Source organism: Salinigranum rubrum, from assembly GCF_002906575.1.
Taxonomy (GTDB): domain Archaea; phylum Halobacteriota; class Halobacteria; order Halobacteriales; family Haloferacaceae; genus Salinigranum; species Salinigranum rubrum.
The window spans coordinates 75,391-95,073 of sequence record NZ_CP026313.1; the positions used below are offsets into that span (position 1 = coordinate 75,391).

Here is a 19,683-nt window from a genome sequence, read left to right on the forward strand (position 1 = left end):
CTATAGTAGAGCAAACGACTCGCGCATAACTATTTTGAAAACGATGTATAGACTCGGAATCGAGAGCCGAACAGTGAGTCGCTTACTCACTGCGATCGTTGCACTACAATTCGACCACGATTTCCTCGCCGTCGACTCGATACGACGTGGACAGACCCGCTTCGGTCGTGACGGCCCGCAGATACTCTACAATCTCTGCCCCCCTCGGCGAGTTCGGCGACACCGGCACGGTTCGCTGTCGCCGTTTATCCAGACCGGTGTGAGGCTCACCTGATCAATTCCTCCGTCCGTCACGACGAGGTTCGCAATGCTGCTGTAACGGGAATTGTCCTGAAACTGGTTTTCGGTAGTCGGAAAAGTGAGTCGTAGACAGCTTGACGCCGTGCGTTGTACTCCTCGTCGCCGTCTCCGCCGGTGAAGTCGAACGCGAAGTTTCCGATACTGTAGAGGATCGGTGTGTCTCGGTAGACCTCGACTCCCTTCAGGATGGGGGGATGGTGGCCGATGACCGCATCAGCTCCCGCGTTGACGACACGTCTCGCGACCGTAGTCTGATAGTCCGCGATACGAGCGCGGACGAAGTGGACGCCCCAGTGAAGTGAGACGACGACAACATCCGCCCCCTGTTTCGCCTTTACCACTCTCTCGGCCAGCAAGTCCAAATCCGATTCTCGTGGAAACGTCATGATCTCACAGGGCGTGCCGGGCTAGTCGGGTTCGACCTGTTCATAGTGTGTGATCGCCCGCATTGGTGCGATTCCGGGCTTTCCAGCCGCCGCGTAGTAGCCGTCGGGAGCGACCGAGTAAAACGAGAGGAAGGCGATACGAGTACCCGAGCGAGTCATCACGGCGGGACGGGCGGCAGCCTCCCGATCTTCTCCAGCACCGATCGGCTCGATGCCGTCTGCTTGGAGACGGTTTTGACAGTTTTCAACCGCGTCCCAACCCCAGTCCAGGATGTGGTTGCTGGCGAGTGAAATGACGTCGAATCCCGCGCGGGAATTACGGGATAGTTCGAGGATCATTCGGCATTGCGCCCCGTGGACCGGATGAGTCCAAGGACCCTTATGAGAATACGCCGTCTCGAGTTGCCCGAGAGTGATATCTGCATTTTGCAACCGGTCTCTCACGTGTGTGAAAATCGAGTTCGGGTCGTCTCGGTCGATCATAACGTCACCAGTTGCAGCGATCGTAACTGTCATTTCTGACATAATCCATCGGACAGTTGGTATATAGGTATCGACGGAACGAGTCGCATGAACACTTCTCGCTACGACCTGCCCGCTTTTCAAACTACATCAACTAGACAGTGCGTCCCCACAATTTATATATCAGAATCACAAATTGATCATACCAATATTATTTTTGAAAGTTATTACGGTACCGAACTCTTCAGATTTGGACGCTAATCTCTCCAATATCGCCTTACCGCGTTCTCCATCGGCTATCATTGGGAGGCCATGACAGTCATCGGCATATGCAGGAGAGTCCTGCTGGTCCGGATGTCGCTCGTGTTTCAGGACTACTGGATACAATTCAATTGTTTTCAATTCCCCATTGATAAATTTGCATTTTGGAATGATAGTTTCCCAGCACTCGCTTCGTCCCATGTATCCGATCGGGGTCCCATCATCGTCGTAATACCGAGTTTTCCATAGTTCGTGTGGACTGGCGAAGTCTTCTACACCGTAGTACCGGAAGCACTCGGGCGGTAATCGAGAAATTGGCTGGGTCTGGTAGAAGAACGCGCCAAGTGAGTAAAAGATTGGTTTACCATTGTAGATCTCTATGGGTCTGAGTACCCGTGGTCCGGTTCCAACGACCACGTCAGCCCCCTCGTCTATACATTCATGGGCGAATGCGCGAACGAAGTCGGGAACCCCGGAGACGTTACGTGTCCCAGATGGCCCCTGATGGGTGTGTAATCCCATCACAACCCAGTTAGCGTTGTCACGAGCAATATTGACCTGTTCGAGGACGGCTTGGTGGTCGGGTTCGTAGAGGTGGTAATCAATACCCGTATGAGCGACATCCTCAACTGCTTTACACGCCAAATTCATAAAAAAGAAGTAATCCTCGTCTTCCCAACTGGGATAGTCCCGAGATAACCACGTCTCCTTTATATCCTCAATCCCGACGCTTTCGCTGATTTCCTGGAGCGTACTGATCTGCTCGTTCGTTAGCTTGTAGATCCACCGCACGTGTAACGGATTGATCCCAGGGCGTCCCGGTGAGAGTGGCGACTGTTCATCAGCTTCGCTTCCCGGTGCCATGCTTGTAGTCGTGTTCACTAACGCAACACGACCATTGCCGGTGTCACGATAGGACGGGGACCGTGCCTCCCAGAGATCGGTTCCGATGCCCGCGTAGACGTGGTTACTCTCCCGCAATGCAGCGACAGTATCTTCGACACCGGCGTGGCCGTAATCGAAAGCATGGTTGCCTGCCCCCGTAATCATGTTGATGCCCATCCGCGAGAGGTCATCGAGGACTGCGCTATCTGCTCCCAGCACGATGCCAGGTCGGGCCGATAAGTACTGGTGGCGATCGGGCACCGCACGCGGAGGTGTAGCGTAGGTTCCCTCGTCGGGTAGTGTGACTTCGAGATGTCCAATAGACGCGTCGGAATCCTGTAATATCTCGACGACTGAATCGAACCTCGGCTTTCCGACAAACGGATCGATTGGCTTGGTAATCAGTGCGTCTCCTGTGGCCGTTAATGTAAAATCACTGTTACTTTTGACCATAGATAGTAGTTACTTCTATCTCCGCAATCATAAAGACCATTGTAAAAGGTATGTAGTATTTAGTTTAGAGCATTCTGCTAACGAGCCAAATACTGTAACCAAATTAGTGTCCCTCAGGCATGCCGGCAAGTGACAGCCATTCTCAGCCGAGCCGCGATTGCTACTGGCGCTGGGATTCGGGGTAGAATAGCGCTAGGCGTTCGCGGAGACACCTGCAAGTAGGATGAAGGCGTCCGCTAACTGCCCAAGATCACCGAGATATCCGACGAGGACGGGGCTGAGTGCACCGCTGAGAAGCTAGACGGTTCTGAGGAGGCCGACCCCTGAGTCGTCGATATCATCCGGAAGCACCTCGGCAAGGAAGGTGTTGTTGACAACTGACGTGCCGGGACGCTGGCTCAAGAAGACCGTGACAAGCAGGAATTGCAACGGCGGACGTGCAAACCCAACCGCGATCAGGCCGAGAACGTACAGGCCGGTCAGTATCCCGACAGTCAGCTTCGCGCCGAACCGACCGATGCAAATTCCGGTCACAGACTGACTGAAGATCACGAGTGCGGAGTACGAACTGAACACTATGGACACGACTTGCGGCGATAGCCCTCTGACTTCCACGAGATACGTCGGATAGAAGCCGATGAAGCCCTGATTGACGAAGATCAGAAGAACCTGAAGCGCGACGTCCTCGGTAAGAACGGCAGAACAGCAGGATAAACGAACCGAACGCTGATCGAGAGGAACCACCCGCCGCCCACGAGGATAAGGATCCATCCCTTTCCGTCGGCCAAGGGTCTCTGATGATAGGCGCGTGCGGGTGCGGCGACGCGGGTAAAGAGGTAGTGAGCGGGGTCGGTAGAATCCATGTATCCGAGCAGGCCGCAACCGGTTCTGCTTTGCGAGCGTCTGAATGGGCGGACACGGTCGCTGGTCCCCCACCGAAGAACTGATCGCTTGGAGACACGTTACCGCTCGTCCGCCGGATGTGCCGGCCGATCATCAGGATAGATGGGAGAAACCTCTCCCAATTCGACCAGACTTTCGAGTGGATGGTCGTAGACGCCGGTGAGGGGAAGTTCAACGCGCTGACGTCGGCGCGAGGACTCGTGTCCTGCGAAAAGTATCTCGGCAGTATTGAGGGCGTTAGCCGCTCTGAGCGTACTCTCTCGGCCGCTGCTGAGCGAGTCGATCACGTCGTCGATCGCTCGAGTGACCAGCGATGGGTCGTGCTGTTCTGCCGGGACGTCGACCGTCTCGTACCCGCCACCGTCTCGACGTATCTCCAGGGCCGGCCCCTCGTTGCGGTCGATCACAATCTCGCCGTCCGTGCCGATAAGTTGCAGGAAGCAGTCGAAGAAGTCGAATTCGTGAGGTGTATCGAACTGATCGTCACCGCCCCCGGTCGCAGTGACGCCGTGGACGCCGTTTTCGTACTGCCAGCTGACGAATGCGTGATCGGCCACCGGAACGCCGTACCTGACGTGTGACTTCGAGTAGTCGACCTGTCCCAGCACCCATGAGCCGCGCGATTCGTCGACTAGGTAGCCGGCCATATCCACGGCGTGACTTCCTCGGTCGAAGAAGTTGCCGTAGGAGATCTCGACGCGTTTGAGCACCCCGATTTCACCGTCGTCCACGAGGACTTTCGCCGTCCGAAATGGCGCGCCGAACCGCCTCTGGTGCGCGATCGTCAACTGCACGTCGTGACGGTCACACACGTGGGCCATGGCCCGTGCTTCCGCCCATGTTCTCGCAAACGGCTTCTCACAGTGGACCGCCTGCACACCACTTCGGGCACAGTCGATAGTGAGCGGTGCGTGCTTCGGGATCGGGGTGGCGATACTCACGATGTCGGGACGCACTGCGTCAAGCATCGCCTCGTGATCACGGAAGACACCGTCTTCTGGGATCGAAAACTCCCGAGCGTACTGCTCGGCGTACTCACGAACCAGATCAACGCAGGCAACAAGTTCGCTATCCTCTCGGCCCGCATAGCCGTCGCCGTGGTGATAGGCCCACGAGTGCGTGCGGCCGCTGATGTCGTACTCTCGTCCAGGTCCTGTACCAATGACGGCTACTCGATAGGACATACACTCCTGTTCGCTGACCGGCACATAACTGTACTGCTGTCCGATATCTCGACCGACAGACAGCGGCCCGATCAATCGACGGTCGATGTACGTTCAGGCTTGCCGTCCGTCGCGTATCTCAACCGCCTCTATCAGGAGTTCCGCTACGTCGACGATCTGGATTTCGTCCTCGTAGCCGCCGGTCTTTCTGCCGTCCTCGTACATCGTCATGCACATTGGACAGGCGACGACGAACTTCTCGATGGCATCGCCAGCACTGGTATCTTCGAGGGCTTCACGCAACCGCTCTTCGCTCGGTTTCGGTTCGTCGTCGAAGTCCGTCCAGAGACCGCCACCGCCACCGCCACAACAGAAGGAGTCGTTACGGTTCCGCGGCATCTCGACGAGCTTGCAGCCCGTCGCACGGACGAGTTCGCGCGGTGCTTCGTACTCGTCGTTGTACCGTCCGAGATGGCACGGGTCGTGGTAGGTGACTGTGTAGGCGAGCTCATCGCCCTGAAGGCCCAGACGGCCGTCGTCGACGAGTTCCTCGACGACCTGTGTCCAATGGTATACCGGTGCGCCGTCCCATGATTCCTCAATCTCGAAGGCCATCATTGGATCGTCGGCGAACTCAGCAAAGTCGACCTCCGGATACTCGTTTTTGAACGTGTTGAACGAATGTGGGTCAGTGCAAACGATCTTCTCGAACTCGCATGCTTCGAACGTATCGACCAGAGTGCCAGCCTGTTCGAGAAACAGAAACTCCTCACCGATCCGACGTACGTCGTTACCGTCGTAGACCTCGTCTTCGTAGAGGATGCCGTACTCAACGCCGGCGAGTTCGAACAACCTCGCGAGCGAGCGGGCCACTTGCTTGTTCCGGTCGTCGTAGCTGGGATAGTCGCCGACGTACCAGAGGAACTCCACCTCGGTCTCGCGGGCGTCGTCAACTTCGAACTCCAGTTCCGCAGTCCAGTCGGCTCGAGCGCGAGCCTGATCTCCGAACGTGTTGCCCTGCTGCATCACGTTCTGGAATACGTTTTGGACGTTCGAATCCACGTCGCCTTGATCAACCAGTTGGCGGTTCATCTTGGTGAAGCTCGACAGATGTTCGATCTCAACGGGACAGGAATCCATGCAGGCCATACAGGCCATACACGACTCCATCGTGGCCGCGTCGATGACAGCGGCACCCCCGTCGGCGATGATCGGAAGGTCCTCGCCACCGGCATCTCGCTCCTCCCGGTAGGTCTTCAGGTCGAGAATGACGTTCCGTGGGTCGAGCGGCCGGTCAGACGCCTTAGCCGGGCAAACCGAGGAACACCGGCCGCACTTCGTGCAGGCGTCCTGATCCAGCAATTCCTTCCATGAGAAGTCGTCGATCGTCTCGGCGTTCGTGGCGTCGAGGTCGGCAGGAATTCCCGGAAGACGTTTGCCGGCGTCTCCGTCGCGCGTGACCACGTTCGCAAACGACGAGAGCATGTGGAACGGCTTGCCCATCGGAATCGCCGCGATGAACGCCAGTGCAAGTAGCGCGTGCGCCCACCACGTGATTGGGTAGAGTGTACGCGCCAGTTCGGGCGTGACGCCGACCGCAGCAATGATGAGCGCGACGGCCCACCCGACGAAGCTCGCGGTTTCGAACGGCGGGAAGTCTTGCCCGATGATTCTGACGGCTTCAGTGAGGTAGCCGCCGACACCTAATAGGAAGAGCGTCCATACTAACAGATCGTCTTCGAGGCTCGTGTGGTGCCCCCACAGCCGCTCGTTTCGAGCGGCATAGCGACGGTACAGCATGATTCCCAGTCCGACGATGAACAGCAGGCCCATCGCGTCGGCGACGAAGGAGTACGAGAGATAGAAGTCACCGATGAAAAACGACTCGCCGGTCAATGGCCGGTAAAGGTCCATATCGATACCGAGGATGATTGTCGCGATCAGCAGCGTCAAAAAACCCCACATAACGAGCAGGTGCATCACACCGCCGACGAAATCCCTGTCGAATAGCGTCCTATTCGAAAGGACCGTTCGCGCACTCTCCACGACCCGACTCGGAAGGTCATCAAGTCGGTCGGCATGATCAGCGTCCCCTTTCGTATACCGCTTGACTCGCTCGGATGCGCCCGCAAGAAACACGAGGATAGCGACTGCTGCAAGATAGTAGAAGACGGCCTTCCCGACTGGACCGATCAACCAGAACGTCGGCCGCGTTATTTCACTGCCAATCTGTAACACGATATGCATAGATATATGCGAGCCGACAATATAATTAATTCTTACTATCTACCACAAGAATAACCGGTAGACGGTATTCAGTGCCTCTCATCTCATTCTCGTATGTTAGTTCTTAATCACTATCGGAGCCCATCCCTCAGAGCCGCACCAGATCTCTGCTGCCAGTACATGCCCCCCATTGAACGCCTCCTACGAGGCAGTGACGAGATCAGTCCGGGCTAAACACATACGATCTTGCAAAGGCGTCCGGCGAAGACGATCTCTCGCCCGGCTATCACGTCGTCTGTGATGTTGACATTGCGATGGCCCACGACTTTGGAACGACTGTGGCCTTTGACCGAAGGTTTCGAAACCACCTGAAATCAGTAGCGTCGTCGACGTGGACAACGTGGCAGGGGTTGAACTTGATCAGGTGTTCGTCGGTTCCTGTACTAACGGAAAGTTCGATATTCTACGGGCCGCCGCGAGCGTCTAGAAGGGTGCCGAAGTCGACCCCGGAGTCAGAATGATCGTTATGGCCACCTCGCGCGACATTTACGCGCATGCCGAACGGGCCGGTCTCGTTCGCGTCTTTACCGAGGCGAGAGCGATCGTCACGAACTCCACGTGCGGGACCTGCGACGACAGGAGCATGGGGGCACTGGCCGCCGGCGAGGTGTGTCTCGCCACACAAAATCGCAATTACAAGGGGCGGATGGGTAGCTACGATGCTGAGGTGTACTTATCCAGTCCAGAAACCGCCGCAGCCTCCGCGATAATTGGACATATCACCGATCCATGGGAGGTGGGTGTATGAGAGGAACAGCGAACACGTTTGGCTACGATATTAACACGGACGTGATCCTGTCGATCGACACGCACACGAACCTCCACGAATGTCGAGAAAGCCAGCCAAACACTCTTCGGGCCAATTCAGCCCGACTTCTACGAGACCGTTCGCGATGGGGACATTATCGTCGCAGAGGAACACTTCGGCTGTGGCAGCGGCCGCGAGAACACAGCCGAGGTGATTAGAACCGTTGGGATTGTCTCGGTCGTGGCGGAGTCGTTCGCACGAATATTCTACCGGAACGCCATCGCGATTGGCCTGCCGGTCGTTACGTGTTGCGGCGTCAGTGAGCACGTCTCGGAGGATGACGTGATCGACATCGATCTCGCCGATGGCGTCGTTCGAAACGCCACTACCGGTGAGGCGTTCGAGTTCGAATCATTGCAGGCGGAGATACGGTCGATCCTCGATGTGGGCGGGTGGAATGGGTATCTCGACGGTGGTCGGACCTCCTTACGGGATGAGTGAGGGACGAATGAGTCACGGGCCACGCCACAATGTTAAAGCGGCGTGTCTGTGACTTAGCAGTATGAAAGTGCTCATAACCGGTGGCGCCGGGACCGTCGGGACGGCAATCACAGATCACCTCGCTGATCGTCCAGCTTACTCGTTTACTAGCCTCGATCTGGACGACCACTCTGACTCGAACGTCGAATCCGTCGTGGCAGACGTGGCTGAGTACGACGCAATCCGGCCGCACTTAAACAAGAAAGACGCAGTCGTTCACCTCGCGAACACGCCGCTACAAACCGGTCACTCGCGAGACCGAACGATTGAGTGGACCGAGGCACACGGGAAGAATATCCGGATACACGCGAACGTCATGCGGGCGGCAGTTGACGCCGGTGTCGAGTCGGTGATCTGGGCGTCGTCGAATCACGCCGTCGGCATGTACGAAGTGGCGAACGCGCCCGACATCTACTTCCCGGACTCCGATCTGATTGTCGATCATACGGTACAACCCCGCCCCGACTCTGTCTACGGGGCTGAGAAGCTGTACGGCGAAGGACTCGGTCGGCTGGCGGCCGAGTCCCACAGGGTCAGGTTCTACGCGCTTCGGATCTGCACCGTCTGTGATCGGGAGTACGACCATCCGTTCGGGCACGCCGAGGCTGGCGTCGACCGTGGCGACTGGGAGCGCGACAGCGACGAATATGCGATGCAGGTCGCTCGCATTCGTGGGATGTGGCACTCCCGGCGCGATCACGCCCACTTGGTTGAATGCTGTCTCGAAGACGACTCCGTGGAGTTCGACGTATTCTACGGCGTCAGCGACAACGATCGGCGGTGGTTCGACATCGATCACGCCCGCGAGGTCCTCGGCTACGATCCGCAAGACAACGGTGAAACCTGGGAGGCTCCGCCGACGTAGCAAGGGTTGAGTGGCGGGTAGTTTCAAGTACTGGACGGACATATCTGAAGCCATGAGACCGTCTTTGTGGACACCTGAGAAGTGCGAGTCGTTCGTCGAAAATGGTTGGTGGCCCAACAAGACTATCCTCGACTACGTTTCCGACTCCGCTACGGACACTCCCGACCGCGTCGCTCTGGTGGACGAGCGAACGACCTATACCTACGCGGAACTCGCCGACGCCGTGGATAACGTCGCGCTCGGATTGGTCGCTCACGGTGTCGAACCGGACAACATGCTCGCGGTGCAACTCCCGAACCGGATTGAGGGCGTCGTGGTACACCTCGCGGCGATTCGGGCTGGCGCGATCCCGAACCCTATCGTTACCATCTATCGAGAGAACGAGTTGCGGTATATGCTCGATAAACTGGACTCCGTCGCGTACTTTGCGGTAAAAGAACACTGCGGGTTCGACTTCGAGCGGATGATCCGCGGGATCGCAGACGAGTTCGACGCGCTGGAGAACGTATTTGTCCTCGATGACGGCGAGGCCCTGGTCGACGAGACACGGAGTCTGACAGCACTGTTCGAGACGGACTGGGCGGCGCAGACCGACAGCGACCACAGGACGTTGGACGATCGGGAGGTCGGCCCGAACGACACTTCGCTCGTCCTCTTCACCTCGGGAACGACCGGAATGCCGAAAGGCGTCATGCACACTGAGAACACTCTCCTGTCCGCGATGAGTAGCCAGATCGACGTGCTGGGCTTGACTTCGGACGACGTGATCTTCGCACCGTCACCGATCGGACACTTGACGGCGATCCAGAACGGCTATCGGGCGGCCTTTATGTTGGGGACAGCCTGCGTCCTCCAGGAACAGTGGGACGGGTCACGCGCGCTTGAATGGATCGAATCCGAGGGAGCCACGTACACGGCCGGCGCGACGACGTTCCTCACGGACATGACGAACTCTGAAAACTTCGAGGAATACGATACATCGAGTCTCCGACTAATGATGACCGGTGGTGCACCGATCCCACCCGAGGCCGTGCAGGAGGCCCACGAACAGTTCGAGAACCTGACGGTGTGTCGCGGCTGGGGACAGACGGAGAATACCCTCCCAACAATCAATTTCCCGACAGATCCGACGGAAGCACTACGGACGAAAGACGGCCGACCGTATGACGGGATGGAGGTTCGCATCGCGTCGCCGGAGACGTTCGATGCGGCGCTCCCCGGGGAGACCGGCGAACTGCAGGTCCGGGGACCTTTTCTCTTTCTCGGGTACTACGACGACCCCGAGCGGACCGCCGCGTCGTTCACGGCGGACGGTTGGCTCAAGACTGGCGACAAGGCATCTATCGACGACGACGGGTACGTGACGATCGAGGGACGGCTGAAAGACGTAATCATCCGCGGCGGTGAGAATATCCCCGTTCGTGAGGTTGAGGCGGATCTCCGCGATCACCCGAGCGTTGGCGAGGTCGCACTCGTAGCGATGCCCGACGAGAGATTGCAAGAGCGGGCGTGCGCGTACGTTCGTCCCGCTGACCCGGCCACTCCGCCGTCGTTCGAGGAGGTAATCAACTACCTCACTGAGCGTGGATATATTACCCAACGTCTTCCCGAGCGGCTCGAACTTATCGACGAATTCCCGAGAAACGCGATCGGAAAGATTCAGCGATACAAACTTCGAGAGGATGTGGCGGAGCAACTCGATATGGACCCGGTCACGAGATAGCGCCCACGGCCCACCAGTCTGAAATCGAACTTGATCACGTAATCGCAGTCGGATTGACTGGCGATCCAGTACCACCGAGAATCTTCAATGGGGAGGCGACGAACAGGAAACTGTATGTTCCGTTCTCCGCGCACCCGTTAGCGAGTTCGTCGAGTTTGAGAATCTCGTTGAAGAGGATGCCCTGATCGCGTATCAGCGCGGGGTGGAGCGGGAGACGAGAGCTGGTCTCCTCCGAGTTCGTCTGCTCGTTGGCAATCGTATCGGTCCCGAAGGCGGGGATCTCCATTTCGTGGAACCACTCGGCGACGGCGTCGGTGTAGGTGAGCCCCGGTTCGTCGAGTTTTTCGAGTTCGGTCGGAACACCGCCGTCGTAGAAAGCCTCGATCCAGCCGGTCCGAATGATCGGAATGTCACGCTTCTGGAGTTCTACACCCTCCGCGTCGAGGCATTCCTGTAGCTCCGAAAGTTCGATCCGTTCACCGCGGCCAAGGTGATCGACGCCCCGGTGGCGTGCGATGTCGATCAGCACGCCCCGCCCCACGACGCCGTGGTCCGCGACGTGTTCGATCCCGCAGCGGTCCAGTCCGCCCTTCGTCGTGGTCGCGTCAAACCCGTTGTAGAGCTGCCCGTCGTACCACACGTGCCCTGGCGCGTCTATATGGGTAGTCCCGTGGAGGTAGGTGTTGAGCACGTCGTCAGCCCAGTTCATGTAGTCGTCCGATGCTGACTCGACTTTGCCAGCCTCGTAGTGGCCCTCGTCACGAGCCATGAAGTGCTGGGCGCCCTGTCGCGATGGTGATTTCGGATCCCCCGCTTTCCGACCGATCGGCGTGCCGAGCGCGTACACGTCGCCCGTCTCGACCGCTTGGGCGCCTCGGAGCACCGCCTCGTTGGTCAGGTAGTTCACGGCACCGAGTTCGTCGGCGTCGCCCCACTTCCCCCAGTTGCTGGGAGCGTTCTGTAAGATGTCGACTAACTTTTCGGTCATTAGGGTTCAGATTCCGAGGAGAGAGCAAAATAAGTATCGGTGGTCGAGTACGTCGAATGAAGACGATTGGTACCGCAGAGATGACGATCATCGGTGTCGATCGGACCAGGCACGGATACTCAATCGTTAATAAGAGTATCATCTCTCTCGCTATGGGTGGCTCATGAGTGACCGAGTTCTACTGGTAGCGACATTGGTGAATGAGCGATGAAGGCGCGTGAAGCGATGATTCGATTGCTGCGATTCGAAGACGTTGACATCCTTTTTACGCTGCTCTCCGGCGACTTCATGGGATCGATAGCCGAGATAGAAGAGAAGTGGGGCGACGAGATCAGAACGATTCACTCGCGACACGAGCAGGGTGCAATGGCGATAGTGGACAGATACACTCGCGCATCGGACGACATCAGTGTCTGCGTCGTCGGCAGAGGACCGGATATTGCCCAGACAGGCACGTCGCTGGTGACCGCGAAAAAGCGGGGATCAAAGCTCATGGTACTCGTTCCCAGTTCGGCCGTCTCGTCTCGATACGACACCAAGGGGTTCAAACAGGAGACGTATCTGGAATCGACTATCGAAACGACGGTCGTCGTCCAGAGCGTCGACGATCCCTGGTACATCGTCCCGACGTACGAGGTAGTGGTCGAAGACGGCTTTATCTACGTAACGCCCTGACTCGGTTTCTGCATCCTCAAAGCGCCGGGTTACAAACTCTCGTGAACGGCCTTCCAGAGGGTGTAACTAGATACCATGTATCTTGGAGTATCCCTGCTCTTCACGCCGATGTACTGCAGAGACGACTGGTTCCCCGTCGACGAGAAACTCCCACTCACTCCCGTTTTGCGGGTCGACCGAACGCGGATATCAACGCCAAGCTCGGCCTCAAGTGAGTCGATAACCACGGGAACGTAAGCACCATCACTGAACCGTGTTGGCCGATACGGCCGGAGGCCGTGGTCTGGAAACTCTTCGATGTAGTTGCGCCACCGCGCCGGATACGTCGAGAAGTCTTCGCCCTCGTAGGGGTCGTCTTCGTGGTACCCCGGGGGAGGCGAAGCGGATCGAGGACTGGAATCAGTGTCTCGCATGTGTAGCGGTAGCCGTGTCGTTCGAAACAGACTGTATAAACGTCGACGAATGGAGGGCCGTTAACTATTGCGAGGAGGACACAGTTTCATAACACGTGCGAACGAGGATGTAGACACCGATGCAGACGACGTTAGCACTCTCGGGAGACGCAATCATCAACAGACGTATTTCGACGTGTGAACGCGAGGGCTTCCTCGCACTCGTCGAGCAGTTCCGCAAAGCAGATATTGGATTCACCCACCTGGAGACGGTGATTCACGAGTTCGATCGGGATGACGCCTATCCTGCAGCAGAGGCTGGCGGGACATGGATGGCCTCGCCCGAGTATGTCGCCGACGAGCTCGCCTGGGCTGGGATCGATGTCGTCTCACACGCGTCCAACCACGCGCTCGATTACTCGTATGGAGCCCTGGCGAACACGTGGGAAGTGCTTGACCGTTCCGGGATCGCCCACGCCGGAACGGGAGAAAACCTCGGGGACGCGCGGGCACCCGCGTACTTCCAGATCCCAGAGCAACGGGTCGCACTGGTCTCAATGTCGTCGTCGTATCCCCGTTGGAGTCGTGCGGGGCAGTCGAGGCCGGACGTGATTGGTCGACCCGGCGTCAACCCGCTCCGTTATCACCACGTCGTCGACACAGACACCAAAGTACAGATCCAGCAAATCGCAGACGCGCTGGGCTGGTGGATCAACGACGCCGGCGACGGTGCGCTGGAACTGAATCCAGCGGGCCTGCACAACACCCGTCTCCGCATAGAGGAGGCAGACGGTCGAGCGGAGACGACTGTCCCCCACGAAGGCGACCTGAAAGGGAACCTCCGTGCGATCAGTGACGCGGCCACGCAGGCTGACTTCGTCATCGCGCACCTGCACACCCACGAGTTCCAGCCCGGCGGTGACGTTGGCGACCCCGCAGATTTCGTCTCGCCGGTCTCGAAGGCCTGTATCGACGCCGGCGCTGACGTGTTTGTCGTGCAGGGAACCCACTCGCCGATTCGCGGCATCGAGCTCTACAAGGGACGGCCGATTTTCCACGATCCGGGCGATTTCTTCCGGATGAACGACACAGTCGAGCGTCTTCCAGCGGACTTCTACGACCATTTCGAAGATGGGTTGCCCGGCCATCCCGCGGACGCGACACCCTCCGAGGGCTTTACGGCGCGGAAGGGAGGAAGTGGTCCGGGCGCGGATACACCGTGGCTCGGCGTCATCAATCCTCCCGGCGGGTCGATGGCCGGTTCCGAGACCGGTAACGTCCTCCCCGTCTGCACGTTCGAAGATGGCGAACTGAGCCGGATCGAGGTGTACCCCGGCTATTGGCCCGCCGATCCGTCTGCCGCGAACGTCGGTATTCCAGAGCGAGCGACTGGAGACGTAGCAGAGCGGATCATCGATGACATCGCGGAGAAATCAGCGGCGTACGGGACCGACGTTCGCTTCGAAGACGGACGGGGCGTTATCTCAGCCGACTGAGGACAAGAGGGGCCATAGCGAGAGCAGAACAATCATAATGGATATAAACATCTCACTCATACGTATGAACCATGGTATCTGTGGACATCCCAGCGGAGCCGGAATCGTACGAGATGCTGATAGACGGAGAACACGTCCAAGCCGATTCGGGGACAGACTGGAGGTGTCGTTTCCTTTCACAGGCGACGTATGGGCGTCGGTTCCGATGGGCGGCGAAGAAGACATCGACCGAGCAGTCGCGTCGTCTCGGCGCTGCTACGAGAGCGACGAGTGGCAGTCGCTGACGGCAACCGAACGGGGCGAGCTACTTGACGCGCTGGCCGACGAGATCGAAGCTAACATCGACCGGTTGTCTAGGGCCGAAACACTGGCCAACGGGAAGCTCCTGAGTGCGATGCGCTCACAGGTCGAGTCCTTACCCGGGTGGTACCGCTACTACGCCGGACTCGCCGATAAGGTGACCGGCGACACGATCCAGTCTGACAAAGAGCGAATGTTCACCTTCACGCTCACCGAACCATACGGCGTAGTGGGTGTCATCACCCCGTGGAACTCGCCGCTCATGTTGGCGACGTACAAGCTTGCACCTGCCTTCGCGGCCGGCAACACCGCAGTGCTGAAACCCTCGGAGATCACGCCCGTTTCGGCGATCATGCTGGCCGAACTTGCCCTCGACGCCGGCTTCCCACCTGGCGCGTTGAATGTGGTGACCGGATACGGCGATGCCGGTGCCGCCCTTTCGACACACGACAACATCGACAAAGTCGCGTTTACCGGCGGCACCGACACCGGGAGCAAAGTCGGCGCTGCCGCTGGGAAGAACATCATTCCCGCCACGCTCGAACTCGGTGGGAAGAGCGCGAATATCGTATTTCCAGACGCCGACCTCGACAACGCGGTAGTCGGTGCAGTCAAAGGAATTTTCGCCGCAACCGGCCAGACCTGTATCGCTGGGTCGCGGCTGTTCCTCCACGAGTCGATTCACGACGAATTCGTCGATCGGCTCGTAGAGCGTGCCGAATCGCTCGCTCTAGGCGATCCCCGAGACGAGAATACCGAGATGGGGCCGGTCGCCTTTGACGGCCAGTTCGAGAAAGTCCAGAAGTACGTCGACATCGGCAAAGAAGAAGCGACGCTCGTGACCGGCGGGGAGCAACGAACGGATCTCTCGGGCGAACTCTTCTACGCACCAACGATTTTCACCGGCGTCGAGAACGACATGCGCATCGCACAGGAGGAAATCTTCGGTCCGGTGCTCAGCGTTCTTACCTACGAAGATGAGGAGGAAGTCATCGAGCTTGCGAACGACACGGAGTATGGGCTCGCCGCTGGCGTCTGGACCGAGAACGTCCGGCGCGCGATACGGGTGAGTTCGAAACTTGAAGCCGGTGTCGTGTGGGTGAACGCCTACCGCGAGTCGTCGTTCACCACGCCCTCGGGCGGGTACAAAAAGAGCGGGATCGGGATCGAAAAGGGGAAAGACGCCATCGAGCAGTACATTCAGCGAAAGAGCGTCTGGATCGAGACCGAAGGAATTGTCAGCGATCCGTTCAAGTTGATCTGATCACTGGATATTTTTCTCGAAGGGATCGAATGCCAAGAACGGTCGCTCACAGCGACTGAAACAACCGTTTCCGGGGAATACCTCCGGAACGTTTATGTACTATGGTGTGGTCATTTGTGCCAAGGTTATGGCACTCCCTGAATCAGTGAGAGCGGCAGTAGTCGACGAACCGGGCCACATCACTATCCAAGAGTTCGATATGCCCGAGGTCGGGACAGACGGCCTCTTACTCGAAGTCGAGATGACTGGCGTATGTGGCACTGATCCAAAGATCTACGAGCACAAGCGGGCGGACGTAACACTCCCCGTCATCCCCGGCCATGAGATGGTCGGGCGCGTCGCCAAGATCGGCGACGACGCGCGAGAGATGTACCACGTCGATGTAGACGACCGGATCGTCGCGCGCCCGCAGATTGCCTGCGGCCAGTGTGAAGAGTGCTTTACGAACGGCCCGATCTTCTGCGAGCATGGACGAAACTACGGCATTACGGTTCCGTCGACCGAGCCACCTCACCTCTGGGGAAGCTACAGCGAGTACATGTACATTGCGCCCGTCTCCTCGGTCATCAAAATCTCCGACTCCGTTACCCCGGAAGCCGCAATTCTCGGTCCGGCAGTGCTTGGAAATAGCATTCGCTGGACGCAAGAAGGCGCAGATCTCTTTGCGAATCCCATCGTCATTCAGGGGCCGGGTCCACAGGGACTCGGTGCAGTCATCGCCGCCAAAGAGGCCGGTGCGTCGCCGATCATCATAACCGGCGTCAACGGTGACGAGGCCAGACTGGAGATGGCGGAGCAGCTCGGGGCGGACTTGACAATCAATGTATCGGAGCTGGATGGACCACTGGAAAACGAAGTCCGGGACGTGCTGGACGGCAAGCTGTCCCCGCGAGTACTAGACACGACTGGACATCCAGCGGGGATGCAGAACTCGCTAGACGTGGTCGGGAGAGAAGGGACGGTCGTCATGATCGGACAGGGTGGCGCAGGCGTCGAAACTCCCGTCGAATTCGATAGTCTCATCTCGCGAGACGTGACGATAGAGAACTTCCGGTCGCATCGAATTCCGCACGCACGCCAGGCAATGCGATTTATCGAAGAGACCGACTACCCGTTAGAGGATCTCGTGACACACGTCTTCGACCTCGACGATGCGGAGAAAGCTATCAAGACGGTCATGGGTGAGGAGGATGTGGACGAACCGCCGATCAAAGTCGTGATCGAGCCGTAATCAGGCGCCTGAACCGTGGTCTACGAGGGAATGGACGGTCGACGACGGTGTACGAGACAGATTGAAACACCGCGAATATCGACTGTCGTCCGGCAAGACGCTCGGGTCCACTTTGCTGCGAACGTGAAATGGCATGGTTCGGGATCAAAAGCGTCTGAACCATCTGTCTACGGAGACTCTCGTTCGGGGTAGAACTCGCCTTCGCTTTGCTCTTTGCGCTACTGATCGGCACCGCGAGTATCTTTTTGCGTCGCGGCCTCGAACACGGCTCGTTCGCCGTACTCCCCGGGTTCTTCCTTGCGATCAGTTCACCAATCTTCCTGCTTCTCACCGCTGTCACCACCGGGTTCGTGAACACTCCGGTTCTGGGAATCGCGTACGCAGGGATTGGTGCGGTCATCGGCTCGATCGTGTGCCGATCACTATATTTTCTCGGGATCGCGCACCTCGGTCCCGGGAAGCCACTCTTGATCAACGCCGTCTCACCACTGTTCAGGGCCCTCTTCGCCTAGATCGTGCTGGGCGACGATCACTTACCTCACGATGCTTGGAACCCTCGCCATCGTCGTAGGTATCATCGCGCTCTTGAAGGACGTACGCACGCAGGCAGAGCGTGCTGATCGCTCACTTCTCGTCGTACTCTATCCGGTCAGGAGCGCACTGTTCGCAGCGATCGCGGTCATATTCCGAAAGCTCGCTCTCTCGGGTGGTATCGTCCCCGTCTCGAAGTCGTTACCGGATGGACTGCAATCGGTTTGAGTGTTTTCGTCGGAGGAGCGATACTGGTCGTACACGGGTGATGCATTTCGCAGTGAGAGGTATCCCGTCAGATTCTCAGGCAGCACGACAGAAGTCGTGAAAGAAGTGATAAGACCCAATCGGGACAGATACAACGTGAATATCCACCATGCTTAATAGTACGCAATCGGTTGAATTAACCCATGGCAGGAGCCACAGCGGATCTCGTAGAGATCTGTAACTCGATCGAATATGAATCGCTCCCGGACTCGACAATCCGGGCGACCAAGAAACTGGTTCTTGATACGCTGGCCTGTTCGGTCGGTGGGTATGGGGCTGAGCCCTGTGAGATTGTTCGAGAATACGTCAAAGAGCGCGGCGGCGACGAGGCGACGATCCTCGGCGAGACCGATTCCGTCTCTATCGAAGGGGCGTCACTAATCAACTGCACCTACGCACGGTATCTCGATATCAACGACGTGTACTGGTCCTCGGCCGGTGACGCGGGCCATCCGAGTGGGAATATTCCACTGGCACTGGCCGTCGCGGAACACGAAGGCGCGAGTGGCAAAGAACTCGTTGAGGCAATTGTCGGGAGCTACGAGGCTCAACTCCGTCTGTACGAAGCACCGAAGGTCTCGACGTTCACTGAAGTCGGATGGGACCACACGTCGGCAGCACACATTTCTTCGCCGATCGCGGCCGGGATGCTCATGGGACTGGACAACGAGCAGCTGCTCAATGCGGTCGGGATCGCTGGCAGCTCTGTGGTCCTAGGTGAGTTGCGAGTCGGGGATATCTCGATGATCAAAGCGCCCGCCTTTGGCTTTGCCGCCGAGCGGGGAGTCGAGGCGGCGAAACTTGCCAGAAAGGGATTCACAGGACCGAAAAAGATCATCGAAGGGAACCGAGGCTATCTCCAGATGCTGGCTGGCGGTGGGAACGAGGCACTCTTCTCGGAACCACCCGAGGAGTACCTCCTCGAGGGCGCCTGTATCAAACGCTATCCTGCAGCGTACGTCATGAACACACCAATCCAGACGACACTCGAACTCGTGACCGAAAACGACATTCACCCCGAAGAAGTCGAGTCGGTTCACGTCGAGACGTTCGGCTGGCTGCTCGAAGACATGGTCGAAGGCATGGGCGACACGCCACGAACCCACCCCGAAAACAAAGAGACCGCCGATCACAGCCTGCCATACGTCACCGCCGTCTCGATCCTCGACCGCGAACTCGGTCTCGGCCAATTCACGCCGGAACGGATCGCAAGTGACGACGTTCGCGAGATGATGGACCGCATCACGTTCGAACAGCGCGAGGAATTCGAACAGTACTGGCCTGAGAGCTATCCCGTCACAGTCACCATCCAGACGACAGACGGAGAAACGTACGACCACCACCGCAAGTACGCGACAGGCGACCCGAGAGAGCCGTTATCGTTTGATCAGATCGAGGAGAAGTTCGCTTCCCTTGGCGACGAGGTTTACTCCGACGAACGTCGCAAACAAATCGCCGACGTCATCCGGAATCTTGAGGAACTCGACGACGTAAGTGAACTGCTCGAACTGTTCGTCACCAAATAACGGACTCACTGGGTAAATCGATCACTTCTTCTGTGCGG

General features: G+C 58.0%; 17 protein-coding genes and 1 pseudogene. 11 read left to right on the forward strand and 7 right to left on the reverse strand.

Features of this window, described 5'->3' with window-relative positions; genetic code table 11:
* Window positions 1-290 precede the first annotated feature (290 nt).
* From C2R22_RS25505 to C2R22_RS24195, 5 genes and pseudogenes are all read right to left on the reverse strand, one after another.
* Window positions 291-1,211: pseudogene (locus C2R22_RS25505) on the reverse strand (CapA family protein).
* A 126-nt stretch (window positions 1,212-1,337) separates the two neighbouring features.
* Window positions 1,338-2,747, reverse strand: a complete 1,410-nt coding sequence (locus C2R22_RS24180) for a CapA family protein (RefSeq protein ID WP_103428306.1) — start codon at window positions 2,745-2,747, stop codon at window positions 1,338-1,340.
* 297 nt (window positions 2,748-3,044) lie between these two features.
* On the reverse strand, window positions 3,045-3,518 hold the full coding sequence (locus tag C2R22_RS24185) for an MFS transporter (protein WP_162562663.1): 474 nt from the start codon (window positions 3,516-3,518) through the stop codon (window positions 3,045-3,047).
* Between the two features lie 191 nt (window positions 3,519-3,709).
* Window positions 3,710-4,834 carry a Gfo/Idh/MocA family protein gene (locus C2R22_RS24190; RefSeq protein ID WP_103428308.1) on the reverse strand — a complete coding sequence of 375 codons (1,125 nt, stop codon included), beginning with the start codon at window positions 4,832-4,834 and terminating at the stop codon, window positions 3,710-3,712.
* 93 nt (window positions 4,835-4,927) lie between these two features.
* Window positions 4,928-7,060, reverse strand: a complete 2,133-nt coding sequence (locus C2R22_RS24195; RefSeq protein WP_103428309.1) for a (Fe-S)-binding protein — start codon at window positions 7,058-7,060, stop codon at window positions 4,928-4,930.
* 496 nt (window positions 7,061-7,556) lie between these two features.
* Between C2R22_RS24195 and C2R22_RS24200 the strand changes: the two genes are divergently transcribed.
* The 4 genes from C2R22_RS24200 (at window position 7,557) to C2R22_RS24215 (ending at window position 10,975) form a co-directional block, all read left to right on the forward strand.
* Entirely contained in the window at window positions 7,557-7,847 is a 291-nt protein-coding gene (locus C2R22_RS24200; protein WP_103428310.1) for an aconitase family protein, read from the forward strand.
* A gap of 114 nt (window positions 7,848-7,961) precedes the next feature.
* Complete coding sequence (locus tag C2R22_RS24205; protein ID WP_103428311.1) at window positions 7,962-8,348, forward strand: LeuD/DmdB family oxidoreductase small subunit; 387 nt, start codon at window positions 7,962-7,964, stop codon at window positions 8,346-8,348.
* A 61-nt stretch (window positions 8,349-8,409) separates the two neighbouring features.
* Window positions 8,410-9,252 (forward strand): NAD-dependent epimerase/dehydratase family protein, encoded by an 843-nt coding sequence (locus C2R22_RS24210; RefSeq protein ID WP_103428312.1) that lies wholly within the window; start codon window positions 8,410-8,412, stop codon window positions 9,250-9,252.
* Between the two features lie 10 nt (window positions 9,253-9,262).
* Window positions 9,263-10,975 (forward strand): AMP-binding protein, encoded by a 1,713-nt coding sequence (locus C2R22_RS24215; protein ID WP_216824877.1) that lies wholly within the window; start codon window positions 9,263-9,265, stop codon window positions 10,973-10,975.
* A 34-nt stretch (window positions 10,976-11,009) separates the two neighbouring features.
* On the opposite strand, the gene C2R22_RS24220 is transcribed toward C2R22_RS24215, so the two are convergent.
* The gene (locus C2R22_RS24220; RefSeq protein ID WP_245903121.1) at window positions 11,010-11,882 is read right to left on the reverse strand and encodes a cyclase family protein; all 873 of its coding nucleotides are present in this window, start codon (window positions 11,880-11,882) and stop codon (window positions 11,010-11,012) included.
* A 288-nt stretch (window positions 11,883-12,170) separates the two neighbouring features.
* Here C2R22_RS24220 and C2R22_RS24225 point away from each other — a divergent pair, with 288 nt between their 5' ends.
* A complete protein-coding gene (locus tag C2R22_RS24225) occupies window positions 12,171-12,638 on the forward strand; it encodes a thiamine pyrophosphate-binding protein (protein ID WP_103428315.1) in 468 nt (155 codons plus the stop codon).
* Window positions 12,639-12,667: 29 nt separating this feature from the next.
* Here the strand turns inward: C2R22_RS24225 and C2R22_RS24230 are convergent, their stop codons facing one another.
* On the reverse strand, window positions 12,668-13,051 hold the full coding sequence (locus tag C2R22_RS24230) for a hypothetical protein (RefSeq protein ID WP_103428316.1): 384 nt from the start codon (window positions 13,049-13,051) through the stop codon (window positions 12,668-12,670).
* 119 nt (window positions 13,052-13,170) lie between these two features.
* Between C2R22_RS24230 and C2R22_RS24235 the strand changes: the two genes are divergently transcribed.
* From C2R22_RS24235 to C2R22_RS24260, 6 genes are all read left to right on the forward strand, one after another.
* Window positions 13,171-14,526, forward strand: coding sequence for a CapA family protein (locus C2R22_RS24235; protein WP_103428317.1), 1,356 nt, complete (start codon window positions 13,171-13,173; stop codon window positions 14,524-14,526).
* 205 nt (window positions 14,527-14,731) lie between these two features.
* Window positions 14,732-16,090 carry an aldehyde dehydrogenase gene (locus tag C2R22_RS24240; RefSeq protein ID WP_245903122.1) on the forward strand — a complete coding sequence of 453 codons (1,359 nt, stop codon included), beginning with the start codon at window positions 14,732-14,734 and terminating at the stop codon, window positions 16,088-16,090.
* A gap of 127 nt (window positions 16,091-16,217) precedes the next feature.
* Window positions 16,218-17,321 (forward strand): zinc-dependent alcohol dehydrogenase, encoded by a 1,104-nt coding sequence (locus tag C2R22_RS24245; protein ID WP_162562664.1) that lies wholly within the window; start codon window positions 16,218-16,220, stop codon window positions 17,319-17,321.
* A gap of 206 nt (window positions 17,322-17,527) precedes the next feature.
* Entirely contained in the window at window positions 17,528-17,833 is a 306-nt protein-coding gene (locus tag C2R22_RS24250; RefSeq protein WP_103428319.1) for a hypothetical protein, read from the forward strand.
* A gap of 31 nt (window positions 17,834-17,864) precedes the next feature.
* The gene (locus tag C2R22_RS24255) at window positions 17,865-18,080 is read left to right on the forward strand and encodes a hypothetical protein (RefSeq protein ID WP_103428320.1); all 216 of its coding nucleotides are present in this window, start codon (window positions 17,865-17,867) and stop codon (window positions 18,078-18,080) included.
* Between the two features lie 182 nt (window positions 18,081-18,262).
* Complete coding sequence (locus C2R22_RS24260; protein ID WP_103428321.1) at window positions 18,263-19,645, forward strand: MmgE/PrpD family protein; 1,383 nt, start codon at window positions 18,263-18,265, stop codon at window positions 19,643-19,645.
* Window positions 19,646-19,683: the final 38 nt, after the last annotated feature.